Raw genomic sequence first — 12,042 nt, 5'->3', positions numbered from 1 at the left:
TTTTCTGACTGGCTGAAACACCAAGACCGGCACGTCTGCCGGCTCGAAGGATTCTCATGCTGAACAAGTATCCTCTCTGGAAAAACCTGGTCATCGTGTTCGCACTGGTGATTGGTTTTATCTACGCCTTACCGAACTTTTTCCCTGACGATTACGCTATCCAGATCACCGGCGCCCGTGGCAGCACCGAAGTTGAGCAGCGAGTGCTTGATCGCGCCCTTGCCAAGCTTGAGCAGGAAGGCATCGAAGTCAAATCAAGCCTGTTGGAAGAGCGGGACGCGCTGATCCGCCTCACCAGCTCTGATGACCAGCTGCGGGCACGCCCCGCTGTTCAGGCGGCCCTTGGCAACGAATACCTGGTGGCCCTGAATATGGCGCCGTCAACGCCAGGCTGGCTGCGCAGCCTTGGAGCAGGCCCAATGAAACTGGGGCTGGATTTACGTGGTGGTGTTCACTTCCTCCTGGAGGTGGATATGGAAACGGCATTGAATCAGCGTCTGGAAGCGTTGTCTGGTCAGATCAAACGAGAGCTGAGGGAAGAGCGCATCCGCTACCGCGGTGGCGACATTGAGGATCAGACCCGCATTGTACTGAGCTTCCGTGACGAAGCTGCACGTAGCGAGGCGTTTGAGCTGGTTCGCGATCAGTACAACGAATTCCTGTTGGATGAGACAACAGAAGGTGAAGAGTTTCTGCTGACGCTGACGCTGTCCGAAGCAGAAGTTCGGAACATCCAGGAATACGCTCTTGAGCAGAACCTGACCACCATCCGCAACCGGGTGAATGAACTGGGCGTGGCCGAGCCACTGGTTCAGCGCCAGGGGGCAGACCGCATTATTGTAGAGCTGCCAGGTGTGCAGGATACCGCCCAGGCCAAGCGTGTACTTGGCGCGACGGCTAACCTGGAATTCCGGATGGAGGCTCGGCAGGATGCGCCGTCCGCCGAGACCGAACAGTTTCCTTTCCGGGATAATCCACAGCGTACCGCTCGTCTTGAGCGGGATGTCATCGCCACTGGTAACAATGTTGCCAATGCCCAGCAAGCGTTCGATGAAAATGGCCAGCCGCAGGTCAATATCACCATGGACTCCGTTGGTGGTGACCTGATGAATCGGGCGACACGCAATAGCATTGGCCGCCGCATGGCGGTGTTGTTCATTGAATACCGCACCGAAACCGAGACCCGGGAAGTCAACGGAGAAATCGTTGAAACTGAAAACCGGGTCGTGGAAAAAGGCATTATCAGCCTGGCGACAGTGCAGTCAGCGCTGGGGAGCAGCTTCCGGATTACTGGTCTGGATTCCATCCCCGAAGCGGCTGAGCTCGCACTGTTGCTGAGGGCCGGTGCTCTGGCCGCGCCCATGTACTTTGTGCAGGAGCGCACCATCGGGCCAAGCCTGGGGCAGAAGAATATCGATGCCGGGATGATGTCGGTGATGCTCGGCTTTGGGCTGGTGTTGCTTTACATGCTGGTGTTCTACCGCGGCTTCGGGTTGGTGGCCAATGTTGCGCTGACGCTTAACCTGATGTTGCTGGTTGCATGCATGTCAATCCTATCTGCCACGCTGACGTTGCCGGGTATCGCGGGTATCGTTCTGACGGTGGGTATGGCCGTTGATGCGAACGTTCTGATCTTTGAGCGTATCAAGGAAGAGCTGAAGGCGGGGGTGCCGCCACAAAGCGCCATTAATGCCGGTTATGGTCGCGCCTTTGTGTCGATTTTCGATGCCAATATCACAACCCTTCTGGTTGCCGTCATTCTGTTTGCCATGGGCTCCGGACCGGTGAAGGGCTTCGCAGTTACCCTGTGTATCGGTATTCTCACTTCCATGTTCTCGGGCCTGATGGTGAGCCGCGGTATAGTGAATCTGGTTTATGGCGGTCGCAGGGTCGAGAAATTGTCCATCGGGGGGAAGCTTGAAAATGCCTGATATGGAAAAGCAGCCGTTTGATTTCATGGGCTTGCGGAAGATAGCTTCCGCACTTTCTATTGTTCTGGTGGTGGCCTCCATTGCGCTGCTGGGGGTACGTGGCCTGAATCTGGGTATGGACTTTACCGGGGGAACCTCGGTGGAGCTCGAATACGCTGAAGCTCCGAGCCTGGACGGTATCAGAAACACCCTTACCGAGGCGGGCTACGAGCAGTTTGCGGTTCAGAATTTCGGAGCCGATACCACCGTACTGATCCGGATGGCAGAGGCCGGGAATGACGAGCTGGCTCTGGAAGTGGCCGGCGTGCTGACGGCGGATGGTGCTGATCTTGAGTTGGTCAGCTCTGAATTTGTCGGTTCTCAGGTGGGCGAAGAGCTCAAAGAGGACAGTGGGCTGGGGCTGCTGATCGCGCTCGCGGTGGTTCTGATCTACGTGGGTATGCGCTTTCAGTTCAAGTTTGGTATCGCCTCGGTGATTCCTCTGGCGCACGACGTGATCATTGTGCTGGGCGTGTTCGCGCTGTTTCAGTGGACCTTCGATCTGACAGTGCTGGCGGCGTTGCTGGCGGTTATCGGGTATTCCCTGAACGACACCATTGTTGTGGCTGACCGTATACGGGAGAACTTCCGTAAGATGCGCGTGGGTGAGCCTTGGAACATCATCAACCAGTCTATCCACGAGACCATTACTCGAACCATTAACACTTCCGGTACTACCCTGGTTGTGTTGCTGGCGCTGTATTTCCTCGGTGGCGAAGCGATCAATAACTTCGCGCTTGCCCTGATTATCGGTGTCGTTGTCGGTACCTATTCGTCCATCTACGTGTCCGCGAACATGTTGATGGTGATGGGCGTGACCCGCGAAGATCTGATGGTTCCCGCGAAAGAGGGTTCCGGTGAGGAAGAAGAGGAGCAGCCGCCGGAGTGGTTGAACCGGATGTAAGCTCCGGGTCTTTTCCGGGCCACAAAAAAACCGCCATCCGTGAGGACTGGCGGTTTTTTTGTGGCCCTGTCTTTCTTAACGCGGCAGTCGACCCCGGAATGGGTGCAGCGTTTTGAGCAGTTCCCGGAACAGCTTTGGATTGGCGACGACCAGTTGCCTGGCGGCTCCAACTGCTGGGTTGCCGGAGAAGTCGCCGGTCAGGGCGCCGGACTCCATGGCCAGTGTTACGCCCAGATCAAAATCTGCTGCCTGTGGTCGGAAGATCACGGCCGCATCCAGCAGACCAGCAGACACTCGCGCGATATCCAGTGTTACGCAGCCCGAGGTGCGGAACATGGCGGTGTCGCGAGCCAGTACGGCTGCCATCTCGCCCCAGATCATGGGGTCATCGCCCTGGCGGGCCTGGTCGAGGAGGTTGGTAGCCAGTGCTGCCTTGGCGGGCACTTTTATTTCGGATGTGCGCACGCGGCGGCTGTTCAGAACAGCGCCGTGGCCTCGGCTCGCAGAGTACTCTTCGCCGGTAATCGGGTTAACCAGCAGCAGGTTTTCTGTGCGATTGTTCTTTTTCTGGGCCAGGGCAAGTACAAATTCGGGAATGCCTCGCACAAAATTGTCGCGGCCGAGAACCGGGAATATGTGCCAGCTTTTTTCGTGGTTGCCGGCGTCGGACTCGCCCAGAGGTGCGATCACATGATCCTTGTAGGCCTTTTCCAGTTGTTCGGTGAAGTTGTCGTAAATGGACTGCTCCACTCGCTCCAGTTGCCGATGGCGTTCGGACTCATCCTTACCGTTAGGCTCCTGGCGCTCGAAATGGGCTTTCAGGTAGTCAGATCCCTGGCGGGCAACGCGCAGGGCCATTTTAATTGCTGGTTGCATCTGAGTGTTCATTATCCGGGTGTGTGAAGGCCGGCCATGATAGCAAAAACTGCCCCGCCTTGTACGTTTTTTGGCTTAGCAAAAGCACGGATACCACGGGGTTGCGGCATTTCCGGAGAGCAGGTTGGCCGGTAATTCTGGTATCATGCCGCTCTTTTATCACTTTTCTTGAAGTAACAGGCCCGATGACCATGAACAAGCCCGCGCTGCCGGTGGAAAGCACTGATACCTACCATGATCAGGTTCGCATCGTCCTGGTGGAAACTACCCACTCGGGCAATATCGGCGCCGTCGCCCGCGCCATGAAAAACATGGGGCTTGGAAATCTTTGGCTGGTGAACCCAAAGTCGTTTCCGGACGAAGCCTCCTATGCCCGGGCTTCATCGGCGTCGGATGTGCTGGATCGGGCTCAGGTAGTTTCCAGTCTTGATGAGGCGTTGTCAGACTGTGTCCTGGTAATGGGTACCAGCGCACGCGGGCGGAAGGTCCCCTGGCCCGTTATTTCCCCGCCCCAGGCTGCCGTCACCGCGGCGGAAAACAGTGCTCGTGGTCCAGTCGCCCTGGTGTTCGGGCGTGAGAGCAATGGGTTGTCCAATGAAGAGCTTCAGCGCTGCCATTATCACATCCATATTCCCTCGAACCCGGACTACAGCTCACTGAATCTGGCAATGGCGGTGCAGGTGGTTTGTTATGAATTGAGGATGCATTATCTTCGTGGGCTTGAAGAGGTGGAAAGCAGTCCCTACCTTGAGTCCATGGTCGAACCCGGGGACCGCGGATGGGATGTGCCGCCCGCGACGGTGAATGATGTTGAAGGATTTTTCGGTCATCTCGAGCAGGTATTGCAGGATGTGGATTTTCATCGCCGGGAGAACCCCAGGCAGTTGATGACACGGTTGCGCCGGTTGTTTCAGCGGGCAAAGCTGGACCAGATGGAAATCAATATTCTCCGGGGTATTCTGACATCGGTTCAGAAGGCCGCCGGTGCCCGCGAAGGGTTGGGCAGGAACACGACAGCGGCTGGTGCCGTGGATGAGGGGCAGGAATAACGTCATGTTTGAGCGTTTACGGGAAGATGTAAAAAGCGTATTTCACCGGGATCCGGCGGCGAGGAACACCTTTGAGGTGTTGACCAACTACCCGGGATTGCACGCGCTGTTGTTTCATCGCTTCTCCCACTGGCTGTGGAGCATGGGGCTGAAGTGGCTGGCGCGGACGATTTCTACGCTGGCGAGATGGTTTACCGGTATCGAGATTCATCCTGGCGCAACCATTGGTCGCCGCTTCTTTATTGATCATGGCATGGGTGTGGTGATTGGTGAAACCACGGTGATTGGAGACGATGTCACGCTATACCAGGGTGTGACCCTTGGCGGCACCAGCTGGAACAAGGGCAAGCGGCATCCAACGATCGGTAATGGTGTGGTAGTGGGTGCCGGCGCAAAGATTCTCGGGCCATTTGAGGTGGGTGAGGGTGCGAAGATCGGCTCCAACTCTGTGGTGACCAAGGCGGTTCCGCCTGGGGCAACCGTGGTAGGCATACCGGGCAGGGTCATCGTCAAACGCAAAGGTGAAGACGACGTGCGCCGCAAGGAGATGGAGGAGCGTATGGGTTTCGACGCCTACGGCGTAACCGAGGAAATGCCGGACCCGGTCGCTAGATCGGTCAGGGCATTGCTGGACCACATGCATGCGGTGGATGATCGGATTGAGAATATGTGCAAGGCGCTTCGCAAGGTGAACGCCGAGTATCAGAATGGCGAGCTGCCTCCCTTGCATGATGAGGATTTCGACTGCGTTCGCGATGAGTCTGATGAGCGGGAGCGTGGCTGAATACTTGACTGTTTTAGTTGGTCAATTCATACTCGCTCCAGTGAATCGAGATTCAATCCCATCATTGGGGCTGAGGTTATGAAACTGACCACGAAAGGCCGCTATGCCGTTACGGCAATGCTGGATCTTGCGCTGCATGCAGGGCAGGGGCCGGTGAGTCTGGCGGATATTTCAGCCCGACAGGAAATTTCCCTTTCTTACCTGGAGCAGCTGTTCTCTCGACTGCGCAGGCAGAAATTGGTGGTAAGTGTGCGTGGCCCCGGTGGCGGTTATCGCCTGAGCCGCTCCGCAGATGAGGTTTTCGTGGCCGAAGTGGTCGACGCTGTGAGTGAGTCCCTTGATACTACGCGTTGCGGTAACAAAGGTGACTGCCAGAACGGCGAGAAATGCCTTACCCACCATCTCTGGTCTGATCTCAGTGACCAGATTCATCAATTCCTGAGTGAAATCAGTCTCGGGGATCTGATGCGCAAACACGAGATCCGGCAAGTGGCTGATCGTCAGAACCGCAAGCAGTCTGATGAAAGTGCCGACGCTATCAATACCCAAAGACTGACTGACCAGGCCACGGCCTGATAACCCGACCTCTTTTGCCTATGAAAAAGCCCGTCTATCTGGACTATGCGGCGACGACGCCCGTTGATCCCGCCGTTGCTGAAGACATGATGAAGTACCTGACCCTGGATGGGGTGTTTGGCAATCCGGCTTCCCGTTCTCATGGTTATGGCTGGCAGGCCGAAGCCGCCGTTGAAAATGCTCGTCGACAGGTGGCGGATCTGATCCACGCAGACCCCCGGGAGATTGTCTGGACTTCCGGAGCCACGGAATCTGACAATCTTGCCATCAAGGGTGTGGCGGAGCTACGCGATAATCCCCATATCGTGACATCCCGCATTGAGCACAAGGCTGTCATTGATACCTGTAAGTGGCTGGAGCAGCAGGGCATTGAGGTTACCTGGCTGGAGCCGGGAGTTGATGGCAGGGTGTCCGTTGAGGCTGTCGAATCCGCCCTTCGGGATAATACGGCCCTGGTCAGCCTGATGATGGTCAACAATGAGCTTGGGTCGCTGACCGACATCCGCGCAATCGGCCGGTGCTTGAGAAAGCGTGGCGTGCTGTTTCATGTTGATGCCGCCCAGGCCGCCGGCAAGCTGCCAGTGGATGTTGCGGATCTTGAGGTGGATTTGCTCTCTCTTTCGGCTCACAAGGTTTATGGCCCGAAAGGCGTAGGGGCGCTGTATGTCCGGCGAGCGCCGGAGGTTCGCATTGCAGCACAGATGCATGGCGGTGGACATGAGCGCGGCATGCGATCGGGCACACTGGCGACGCATCAGATCGTGGGCATGGGGCGGGCCTTCGAGCTGGCACGTACCGGGCTTGATGCCGAAATAAGTAAACTGGAACAGATGCGCGCGGCGTTCCTGGACGGGCTTGAGGGGCTTGACGGAGTTCACTTTAATGGCAGTCGGGAACATCGTGTGCCGGGTATTGTCAATCTGTCGTTTGAGGGTGTTGAAGCCGAGTCGTTGATGCTCGGCCTTCGCAACCTTGCGGTGTCCTCGGGCTCCGCCTGCGCTTCAGCAACGGTCGAGCCTTCTTATGTATTGCGAGGAATAGGCGTCAGCGATGAGCTGGCTCACCGGGCGCTCAGGTTCTCCTTTGGCAGGTTCACCACCGAAGAGGAGGTTGCATTTGCCTGTTCCCAGATTATTGAAGTTGTGGAGCGACTTCGCTCGGTGCGGTAGGCAGTTGCACCCTGACTGCGTATAATCCCACCTCTGAATTTTCAACCCTGAACTAACTGGAGAAATACCATGGCAAACGAGCGCACGCTCTCCATTATCAAGCCCGACGCAGTCGCCAAGAACGTGATCGGCGAAATCTACAGCCGTTTCGAGAAGGCGGACCTGAAAATCGTTGCTGCCAAGATGATGCACCTTACTCAGGAGCAGGCTGAGGGCTTTTACGCCGAGCACAAAGAGCGCCCGTTCTTTAATGATCTGGTTGCATTCATGACCTCTGGCCCGGTTGTGGTTCAGGTGCTGGAAGGCGAGGGTGCTATCCTGAAGAATCGTGAGCTGATGGGTGCTACCAACCCTAAAGAAGCGGAAGCTGGCACCATTCGTGCGGATTTTGCTTCCTCCATCGACGCCAACGCTGTCCATGGTTCTGACTCTGCTGCCTCCGCTGAGCGTGAAGTGGCTTATTTCTTCAACGACAACGAAATCTGCCCGCGCGGCTGAGGTTGTTGTTTCAGGGGTGCCCGGCAGGGTGCCCCTGAATTGGTTATCTGATCGAGGTTATGTGATGACGGGCGCCGCCGAAAAAGTCAATCTTCTGGGAATGCCCAAGGCAAAACTGGAGGCGTTTTTTGAAACCCTGGGGGAAAAGCGTTTCCGTGCCCAGCAGGTTCTCCAGTGGATGCATCAGCGCGGTGTTGATGACTTCGATCAAATGACCAATATGAGCAAGTCGCTGCGCGAACAGCTCAAGGAAGTTGCCGAGATTCGTGGCCCCGAGGTCGTCTATGATGAGACATCAAAAGACGGTACCCGGAAATGGGTCATGCGCATGGATAACGGCAACAGCGTTGAAACCGTCCTGATTCCGGATGGCGAGCGTGGAACTCTGTGCGTGTCGTCGCAAATCGGTTGCAGCCTCGACTGTACCTTCTGCTCTACTGGCAAGCGTGGTTTTAACCGTAATCTGACGGCCGCCGAGATCATTGGTCAGGTATGGGTTGCACGACGGGCGTTCATGCCGTTCGATCCCAATGACCGACCTATCACCAACGTGGTGATGATGGGGATGGGCGAGCCCCTGCTTAATTTTGAGAACGTGGTCGATGCCATGAATCTCATGATGGAAGATCTCGCTTACGGCATCTCAAAGCGTCGGGTAACGCTCAGTACATCCGGAGTGGTGCCAGCACTGGATCGTCTCGGCGAAGTTACCGATGTTTCACTGGCCATCTCACTCCATGCACCTAATGATGAATTGAGAAACCAGTTGGTTCCCCTGAACAAGAAATACCCGATTGCGGAACTGTTGGCCGCGACCCGGCGCTACCTTTCACGATTGCCGGACAAGCGCAAAGCCACGATTGAGTACACGGTGATTGAAGGAGTGAATGATCAACCGGAACACGCCCGGGAGCTGGTGGTGTTGTTAAAAGGGTTGCCCTGCAAGATCAACCTGATTCCGTTCAATCCGTTTCCGGAAAGTGATTTCCGCCGGCCAAGCATGAACGCAACCCGGAGGTTCCAGACCGTGCTCAACGAGGCCGGTTATGTCACGACGATCCGCACCACCCGCGGAGACGATATCGATGCCGCCTGCGGTCAGTTGGTAGGGCGGGTCGAAGACCGGACGCGCAGAAGCCAGCGTTATATCGCAGTACAACAGGTCAACCCCTGATAACCGTCGGGTGAGACAACAGGAGAAGGTGTTTGTTGATGGCAAAGGACGTTACCGTGAAACTCGTTTCCGCTGTGGTTCTGGTTATCGGGGTCATGTTATCGGGCTGTGTCACCACCACCGATAGCCGGTTCAGCCGTGAAGCCGACCGACAGAAAGCCCTCAACAATTATGTTCAACTGGCGACTGCCTACATTGGTCAGGGGAATCTGGATCGTGCCCGTGACCACCTGGAGCGGGCGTTAGAAATCGACAGCCGAAGCGCACCGGCACTTGCTGCCCGGGGCCTGGTGTTGAGCGCCGAGGGTGAGGAAAATCTGGCGGAAAAAAGTTTCCGGGATGCCATAGCCTCAGATGGAGACTATACCCGGGGAAGAGTGTATTACGGTGCTTTCCTGTATAGCCTCAAACGGTTTGAGGAGGCCCGGGACCAGTTCCGGACTGCCTCGCGTGATACGGAGTATAAAGACCGGGGAGCCGTTTTTTATAACCTCGGGCTGACAGAAGAACGGCTTGGTTCGCTGGAATCGGCCGAAGCCGCCTATCGGCGTGCTGTGGAGCTCACGCGGGGCGAGGCCCGCACCCTGTTGTCCCTCTCTCGGGTGCTGGTTGAGCAGGGTGACTTTTCTCAGGCCTCTCGATACTACAGCCGTCTTCAGACCATGATACAGCGCAACACCCGGTTGACGCATTCACCGGAGAGTCTGTATACCGGTATCCGGATTGCCCGGCATTTCCAGGACAGGGATCAGGAAGCCAGCCTGGCACTATTGCTCAGAAACGAGTATCCGGAATCTGTCGAATATCAACAATATAAGGTACTGATTGCCAATGACCGGTGAGGAGCAGTCACAGCCAGCTTCCGAGGCCTCGGTTGGCCAGCAGCTAAGGCGCGCCCGGGAAAAGCTCGGGCTCAGCGTTTCAGACATTGCAGATCAGCAACACCTGCGCCCTTCGGTAATCCAGTCCATCGAGGAAGGTGATTACAGCAAGGTTGATACCGAGTTGTTTCTCAAAGGGTATGTTCGAACTTATGCCCGCCAGGTGCAACTGAATGCAGACGCCCTGATTGCAGCGCTCGACTCGGAACTTGAGCCCCTGCGTCAGCAGCGGGAGCAGGAACACCAGTCCAATCCTCTGGTTGATATCGAGCGCAAGAAAAAACGCAAGCGGCAGATTGCCAAACTGGTTGTGTTGCTGGCATTCCTCGGGGTAGTTGGCTTTCTGGCGTATAGCTATCTCGTAAAACCGATGTCGGAGCCGGTTCAAAGTAATGCCGACGGTATCTCGGAGTCTCTGGAAGCACAGAGTGGCGAGGCCGTTAGCGATGCCAGTCCTGAACCGGAAGATGCGCCCTCCGTTATCGAAGAGGCTGAACAGCCGGCCGAACCGGAACAGATGGATTCAGGCACCAGTTCAGTCGGAAACGTTGAAACAGAGAATGGCGCTGTGACGGATACTGAAGCTCTGAGCGAACCGACCGAGAGTGGAAGCTTCGGCCAGGAAGAGTTGCTGTCAGAGCAGCCTTCGGTGGAACAGCCGCCTGTTGTTGCGCAATCCCCGGATCCCGCTCTGACTGAGTCTGAAGTGATGGAGGCCCCGGTTGAAACCGTGAGGTTGGCCATGACGTTCAGTGACGACTGCTGGATTCAGGTCACAGATGGTGCGGGCAATCGACTGGCCAGTGCGTTACGCCGAGAGGGCGATGCCCTGGACGTGAGCGGACAGCCACCGCTCAGAGTTGTGGTGGGCGCCATGAGCGCGGTGGAGTCCCTGGAATTCCAGGGCGAACCGATGGATCTTGGTAATTTTCGCGTCGTAAACAATCGGTCAGAGTTTACGCTCGAGCCCTGAGCAGAATTTTCTTCCCAAAGATTTCTGGTTGAATCCCATGAAACAAGAGTCTCCGATCAAAAGACGTAAATCCCGTCAGATCATGGTAGGTAATGTTCCCGTTGGCGGCGATGCGCCCATTGCGGTGCAGAGCATGACCAATACCAATACCTGCGATGTAGACGCAACAGTCACACAGATCAAGGCTATCCAGGAGGCCGGAGCTGATATCGTACGGGTGTCGGTTCCGTCCATGGAGGCGGCTGAGGCCTTTGGCAAGATTCGCCAGCAGGTCTCGTTACCGTTGGTGGCCGATATCCATTTTGACTACAAGATAGCGCTCCGAGTTGCAGAGCTTGGTGTGGACTGCCTGCGCATCAATCCCGGTAACATTGGCCGGGACGATCGGGTCAGTGCGGTAATCAGTGCTGCCCGGGACCGCAACATTCCGATCAGGATCGGCGTAAACGCGGGTTCACTGGAAAAAGCGCTTCAACGCAAATACGGCGAGCCCACGCCGGAAGCGCTGGTAGAGTCGGCCATGCGTCATATCGACATCCTGGACAAACACGATTTTCAGGACTTCAAGGTCAGCCTGAAAGCGTCGGAAGTGTTCATGACCGTCGCGGCCTACCGCCTTATCGCCTCCCAGATTGAGCAACCGCTGCACCTTGGTATCACTGAGGCCGGTGGATTCCGTTCCGGCACGGTCAAGTCCTCCATTGGCCTGGGCATGCTGTTGATGGATGGCATTGGGGACACCATTCGGGTTTCCCTTGCCGCCGATCCGGTTCAGGAAATCAAAGTCGGCTTCGACATTCTCAAAAGTCTTCGGTTACGCAGCCGCGGCATTAACTTTATAGCCTGTCCAAGCTGTTCCCGTCAGAACTTTGACGTTATCCAGACCATGAATGATCTGGAAGCCCGGCTTGAGGATGTGAACACCTCTATGGATGTGGCCATTATTGGCTGTATTGTTAATGGTCCCGGTGAGGCAAAGGTAGCGGATATCGGTCTGACCGGTGGCACACCGAAAAACCTGTTTTATATGGCCGGAAAGCCAAACCAGAAGCTGGACAACGCAACGCTGGTGGACGACCTTGAACGCCTGATTCGCGAGGAAGTGTCACGGCGCGAGGACCAGGACAGCGCAGTCATCGCCAAGTCCTCAGACTGATCAGAACCGATTTCAGAAACCTATCAGGATAT

General features: G+C 56.3%; 12 protein-coding genes. 11 read left to right on the top strand and 1 reads right to left on the bottom strand.

The window, feature by feature from the left end; all coding sequences use genetic code 11:
• The first annotated feature begins 56 nt into the window (after positions 1-56).
• Both secD and secF read left to right on the top strand, forming a co-directional pair.
• On the top strand, positions 57-1,931 hold the full coding sequence (gene secD, locus Q669_RS12410; RefSeq protein WP_022992496.1) for a protein translocase subunit SecD: 1,875 nt from the start codon (positions 57-59) through the stop codon (positions 1,929-1,931).
• Complete coding sequence (secF, locus tag Q669_RS12405; RefSeq protein ID WP_022992495.1) at positions 1,924-2,874, top strand: protein translocase subunit SecF; 951 nt, start codon at positions 1,924-1,926, stop codon at positions 2,872-2,874. The genes secD and secF overlap by 8 nt, the downstream gene beginning before the upstream one ends.
• Before the next feature lie 75 nt (positions 2,875-2,949).
• Here the strand turns inward: secF and Q669_RS12400 are convergent, their stop codons facing one another.
• Complete coding sequence (locus tag Q669_RS12400; protein ID WP_036149661.1) at positions 2,950-3,750, bottom strand: inositol monophosphatase family protein; 801 nt, start codon at positions 3,748-3,750, stop codon at positions 2,950-2,952.
• A gap of 191 nt (positions 3,751-3,941) precedes the next feature.
• On the opposite strand from Q669_RS12400, the gene trmJ reads away from it, so the two are divergent.
• The 9 genes from trmJ to ispG all read left to right on the top strand — a co-directional run bounded on the left by trmJ (position 3,942) and on the right by ispG (position 12,010).
• Positions 3,942-4,799 (top strand): tRNA (cytosine(32)/uridine(32)-2'-O)-methyltransferase TrmJ, encoded by an 858-nt coding sequence (gene trmJ / locus Q669_RS12395; RefSeq protein ID WP_051995610.1) that lies wholly within the window; start codon positions 3,942-3,944, stop codon positions 4,797-4,799.
• A 4-nt stretch (positions 4,800-4,803) separates the two neighbouring features.
• Positions 4,804-5,583 carry a serine O-acetyltransferase gene (cysE, locus tag Q669_RS12390; RefSeq protein WP_014421741.1) on the top strand — a complete coding sequence of 260 codons (780 nt, stop codon included), beginning with the start codon at positions 4,804-4,806 and terminating at the stop codon, positions 5,581-5,583.
• 78 nt (positions 5,584-5,661) lie between these two features.
• Positions 5,662-6,159, top strand: coding sequence for a Fe-S cluster assembly transcriptional regulator IscR (iscR, locus tag Q669_RS12385; protein WP_011784630.1), 498 nt, complete (start codon positions 5,662-5,664; stop codon positions 6,157-6,159).
• Between the two features lie 20 nt (positions 6,160-6,179).
• Entirely contained in the window at positions 6,180-7,328 is a 1,149-nt protein-coding gene (locus Q669_RS12380; RefSeq protein WP_022992492.1) for an IscS subfamily cysteine desulfurase, read from the top strand.
• A 69-nt stretch (positions 7,329-7,397) separates the two neighbouring features.
• Positions 7,398-7,826, top strand: a complete 429-nt coding sequence (gene ndk, locus Q669_RS12375) for a nucleoside-diphosphate kinase (protein WP_011784632.1) — start codon at positions 7,398-7,400, stop codon at positions 7,824-7,826.
• Between the two features lie 64 nt (positions 7,827-7,890).
• Positions 7,891-9,000 carry a 23S rRNA (adenine(2503)-C(2))-methyltransferase RlmN gene (gene rlmN, locus Q669_RS12370; RefSeq protein WP_011784633.1) on the top strand — a complete coding sequence of 370 codons (1,110 nt, stop codon included), beginning with the start codon at positions 7,891-7,893 and terminating at the stop codon, positions 8,998-9,000.
• Positions 9,001-9,038: 38 nt separating this feature from the next.
• Complete coding sequence (pilW, locus tag Q669_RS12365; RefSeq protein WP_022992491.1) at positions 9,039-9,842, top strand: type IV pilus biogenesis/stability protein PilW; 804 nt, start codon at positions 9,039-9,041, stop codon at positions 9,840-9,842.
• The gene (locus Q669_RS12360) at positions 9,832-10,854 is read left to right on the top strand and encodes a RodZ domain-containing protein (protein WP_022992490.1); all 1,023 of its coding nucleotides are present in this window, start codon (positions 9,832-9,834) and stop codon (positions 10,852-10,854) included. Before pilW ends, Q669_RS12360 begins: the two co-directional genes overlap by 11 nt.
• 37 nt (positions 10,855-10,891) lie before the next feature.
• Positions 10,892-12,010: a flavodoxin-dependent (E)-4-hydroxy-3-methylbut-2-enyl-diphosphate synthase gene (gene ispG / locus Q669_RS12355; protein WP_011784636.1), complete on the top strand. Its 1,119-nt coding sequence runs from the start codon at positions 10,892-10,894 to the stop codon at positions 12,008-12,010.
• Positions 12,011-12,042 lie beyond the last annotated feature (32 nt).

The sequence above is a fragment of the Marinobacter sp. C1S70 genome, assembly GCF_000475355.1.
Classification (GTDB): domain Bacteria; phylum Pseudomonadota; class Gammaproteobacteria; order Pseudomonadales; family Oleiphilaceae; genus Marinobacter; species Marinobacter nauticus.
Note: the sequence above shows the minus strand (reverse complement) of the source record. Positions and strands in the feature narration are given on the sequence as shown.